We start from the raw sequence: 4436 nt of genomic DNA on the forward strand, positions 1-4436 counted from the left end.
TTTTCCGCCGCTGGCAGTGACAATGTCAAAGCCACGTCGTTCGAGCCGGCGCTTCAAGACATCACGATTATCGTCATTATCATCAACGATCAAAATACGAGGCATCGTTTCGTTCCCTTGTTTGGTTGTTGTCGGAGCGGATCGGTTCCGCTTTTGCTGAATCCCGCGGTCTTTGTCCCCGCGATATTTGCTGGATTGTGTAGCGACGCAGCAGTCGTTCCGAATACTAGCCACTTTGACGCTCGCCGCGGTTCCGACATTTGCCACGGTTCCGACATTCGACCGGGGTTACGCGTCAAAACGGCTAACGGGATCTCACCCAATGATTTCTGCTTTCCTACGATTCCTGCCTACCTACGATTCCTACCTACCTACGAGTTCTACCTACCTACGAGTTCTGCTCACCTACGCTTTCTGCCTACCTACTTAGGCAACTACTGCGCCGTTGGTTGCTGTTTTTTTGATTCTTGTGCCGATTCGTCTTCGGCGGACTCTGTCGTAGGACGACGGGTCAAATTGGTGACAAGAAGACGCACTTCGTCTAACAGTTTGCGGCGACTGAGCGAACCTTTTGCCAAAATCCGCTCGACGCTGCCGTTTAATCGGGCATGATCCTCGCTGGTCAACTCCATCGCGGTCAACACGACCACGGGAATCGAAATCCACTGAGGATCCGCTCGTACGATTTCCAGAAACTCGAAACCGTCCATTTCCGGCATCATCAGATCGAGAAGCACCACCGCGGGAACTTCACCGCGCACACAATCCAATGCTTCGCGTCCGTTACCGGCCTGTATCACTCGCCAACCTTGGTCTTCGAGCGTGCGAGCGACGGCGCGGCGGGTGGTCTCGTCGTCTTCGACCAACAACACGTAGGATTGATCGCCATGCATGTATCGTCGCAACATCGAGACAAGCTTTTGCCGATCGATCGGCTTGACCAAGTACTCGGACGCACCGAGCATGAATCCCAGATCATGGTCGTCTTTGACCGATTGCATGATCACGGGAATATCCGCAAGCTCGTTGTCTGCTTTCAATGACGCCAAAACAGACCAACCGTCCACTTTGGGCATCATCACGTCCAGGATGATCAAATCGGGCTTGCATTGTTTGGCTCGGGCTAAACCTTCTGCTCCATCGGCGGCGGTCACTGGGCGAATCCCTTCGGAAACCAACACACGCGTCAAGATATCACGGATCGCCGGATCATCGTCGATCACCAAAACCACACTGGCGGTTTCGGCCAATGGCGCTGAACGACGCGCCGCCACCGGTTCCGCCATCGCAACGGACTCGTCACGATCCGCGTCGACTTTGTCAAAATCCACCTTGTCTAGATTTTCGGGCAACAACACCGTAAACGTGGTTCCTTCACCCTGGACGCTCGACACATCCACACTTCCGCACATCAATTCAGTAAAGCGTTTGATGATCGCCAATCCCAACCCCGTCCCGCCATATTTTCGTGTGGTCGAAGCATCGACTTGAACGAACGGCTGAAAGAGTTGAGCCACTTGCTCAGACGTCATTCCGATGCCGGTGTCCGCGACCTCGAAACGCACCATTTTGTTTTTGGTGTCTCGTGAAATATGCAAACGAATCAGTCCATTTTCGGTGAACTTGCACGCGTTGGACAACAAGTTGTAAAGCACTTGACGCAACTTCACCACGTCGCCCACGATTCTCGACACATCCTCATCGACATCGACTTGCAGACGATTATTGTTTTTCTCGACCAAGGCTTCGATCGTTGCACAGACTTCATCGATTACATCCGCGACCTCGAACGGTTCAGGGAACAACTCCATCTTGCCCGCTTCCACTTTCGACAGATCGAGCACGCCATTGACGAGTTCAAGAAGATGTTTCCCCGCGGAGCGAATTCGTTTTAGATCGGGAATAAAATCGGGAACCTGTTGATCCTCGGCCTCTTCGGCCAACAGCTCGCTATACATGATCACGGCGTTCAGAGGTGTGCGAAGTTCGTGGCTCATGTTGGCCAAGAACTGGCTCTTGGATTCGTTCGCCGCTTCGGCGGTTTCTTTGGCGTGCTCTAATTCTTGGCGAGATCGCAGCCGCGATGTGATATCGTTGAATGTGACGACCGCTCCTTCGACCACCTCGTTGTTTTTCAGAGGAAACGACGAGTATTCTACCGGAACCGACTTACCATCGAGTCGCCAAAATAATTCATCGTCCACTCGGCATCCGTCACCCGAACGCGAGGATTTGTAAATCGGACATTCGGTGACCAGATACGCATCCCCATCAGCCGTGGTATGGTGCACCAAGGCGTGCATGTCTTTGCCCAGAAAATCATTCGGGTTGCCGCCCAAAATTAAAGCGCCCGCACGATTCATAAATGTGCAAACCCCATCGTTATCAATCCCGTAGATTCCTTCGCCGGTGGATTCCAGTAACCGTTGGTTGTAACGTGCCAATTCATCCTTCTCTCGAACATGGCGTCGTGACATATCCGCAGACGATGTTTTTAAACGCCAATGACGACGAAGCAGATAGTACGTCCCCAACACCAACGAAGAGGCGACGAGGGTCGATAGCAACAAGGATATACGGGTGTTCGCCAGACGATGTTTTAGCACCTCACTGCGTTGGGTCAGCAATGCGTCTTCCGCTTGCTCGATTTCGTGAACCAGTTCGCGAATGTCGGTCATTTGTTGCGTGCCGACGCGAAGCACCGCCGCCGCAGCGATGCTGTCGGGATCAGGGTTTTCATGAGACAATACAAATTGCTGCATCAGTTCGATCTTCGGTTCGATCGACTCCGAGAGTGATCGGACTCGTGCTTTCTGCGCCGGGTTGTCGAGAGTCAATTGTTTCAATTTCGATTGCTGCTGCACTGCCGCGGTGATCGCACGATCAAATTGATTGCGATACAGCTCGTCATCCGAAAGCAAGAATCCTCTTCCCGCCGATTCGGCTTGGCTCAACTCGGCACGAATACCATGGGTGACGGCCAATACTTGCCGCGACTGTGATACCCAATCCGCAGACTCGGCCGCTCGTTGGACGTTGCGATAGATGATCCAAGAACTACCGATTAGAAAAGCGAGTGCGGCAACCAGTCCAACCGGAGCTAGCCAGCGTTCCCATTTCGACACGACATCGAGAATGTCATCACGAGACATGACTGGCCTCTTCGCGGTTGGTTTCTTCAGCGTCAACCGGCCGCGAACGATCACATGCCGAACCGTTTGTGTCGGCCTGATTCAGATCTTTTAGCAGCACATCGATTTGATGCTTCGTTTGTGCCAACGAGGTTGTCAGATAACTCGCTCCCGCATCTCGAATCCGCACCAACAGCTCGTCATAATCTTTCATCTGGCCTAGATACGTGACCACAATCGGGACAGTTGGCTGGCTTGAACGAATCTCGTTGCACATATATTTCAACTGGGGCAAACCGCCCGGTGGCAGCACCGTCAAGACGACGATATCAGGGTGACACTGGGAAATCTTGGAGACAACCTTCGATGGCAACTCTTTTGTTGTGCTTAGCTCGACGTCACAATCATCCTCAACCAACCGCGACAACATTGCCAAGGCGATTTCCTCGGATTCATGATGGACCGGATGTCCAAACAGCCGTCGCCGTGGTGGGGTCGGGACACACACATCATCATCGTCCGCCGCGTCGATGTGCCGTTGATTCTCGAGCGAGCTTCGATCGTCGTTCTTTGTTGAGTGATTCGTTGCAGCCTCATTCTTAGCTGCTCCCCGCTCCGGTACTTCCGCCTGCTCCGACTCATCGAGATCAAACGAGTCCCTCGTCGCCTTCCAAATGAACTGCTCCTCGGCGGCGCTGATCGATTCCTTGCCTCGCTCGATCCGTGTCCAACTGAGCGCGGGGATCAAGACCTCATCAAAGGCCCGCTCCTGACCAAATTCGTTTGCATATTGTTTGTAAACACGTCGCCCCTCCACTAAATCTTGAGCCAACAAACGCTGGAAGAACTGCAGACGCGCATCCAATACCGGTTGCTCGGCAAGCAGTACCTTGAGTGAACGCAAATGAGGCAAGTGTTGACCGAGCACCACTAAACACACTGTTAGCGGCGTTGACAACAACAATCCGACCGGGCCCCATATCCAAGCCCAAAACAATGCTGCCACCAACAACGCGATCGGCGTTAGTCCTGTCGTTTTGCCAAACAGGACCGGTTCGATCACGTTGCCCGTCGCCAATTCGCTAACGGTAAAGAACACCAACACTGCAATCGGTTGCGTCCACCCCGTCGACGTGGCAACGCTGACCAACAATGGAAACAACACCGATGCAGGACTGCCAAGGAACGGAATAAAACGGAAACAGAGCGTACAAAAACCCCCACAGCGGCGCGTAGGGGAACTCCCATCAAATACAGCCCCACGCCAAACCAGAGACCGAATCCAGCGTTGACCAGCAATAAGTT

General features: G+C 53.2%; 2 protein-coding genes. Both read right to left on the bottom strand.

The features are described 5' to 3' along the window. Positions 1–434 precede the first annotated feature (434 nt). Complete coding sequence (locus RMSM_RS10320) at positions 435–3152, bottom strand: response regulator (RefSeq protein WP_008695135.1); 2718 nt, start codon at positions 3150–3152, stop codon at positions 435–437. After that, the coding region (locus RMSM_RS10325; protein ID WP_144057545.1) for an AI-2E family transporter at positions 3142–4436 on the bottom strand (1295 nt) is incomplete at its 5' end. The genes RMSM_RS10325 and RMSM_RS10320, both read right to left, overlap by 11 nt.

The organism is Rhodopirellula maiorica SM1, assembly GCF_000346295.1.
Classification (GTDB): Bacteria; Planctomycetota; Planctomycetia; order Pirellulales; family Pirellulaceae; genus Novipirellula; species Novipirellula maiorica.

Excerpts from the sequence above, each read along its gene's own strand:
- RMSM_RS10320 (WP_008695135.1), bottom strand. The coding sequence starts at position 3,152 with ATGTCTCGTGATGACATTCTCGATGTCGTGTCGAAATGGGAACGCTGG.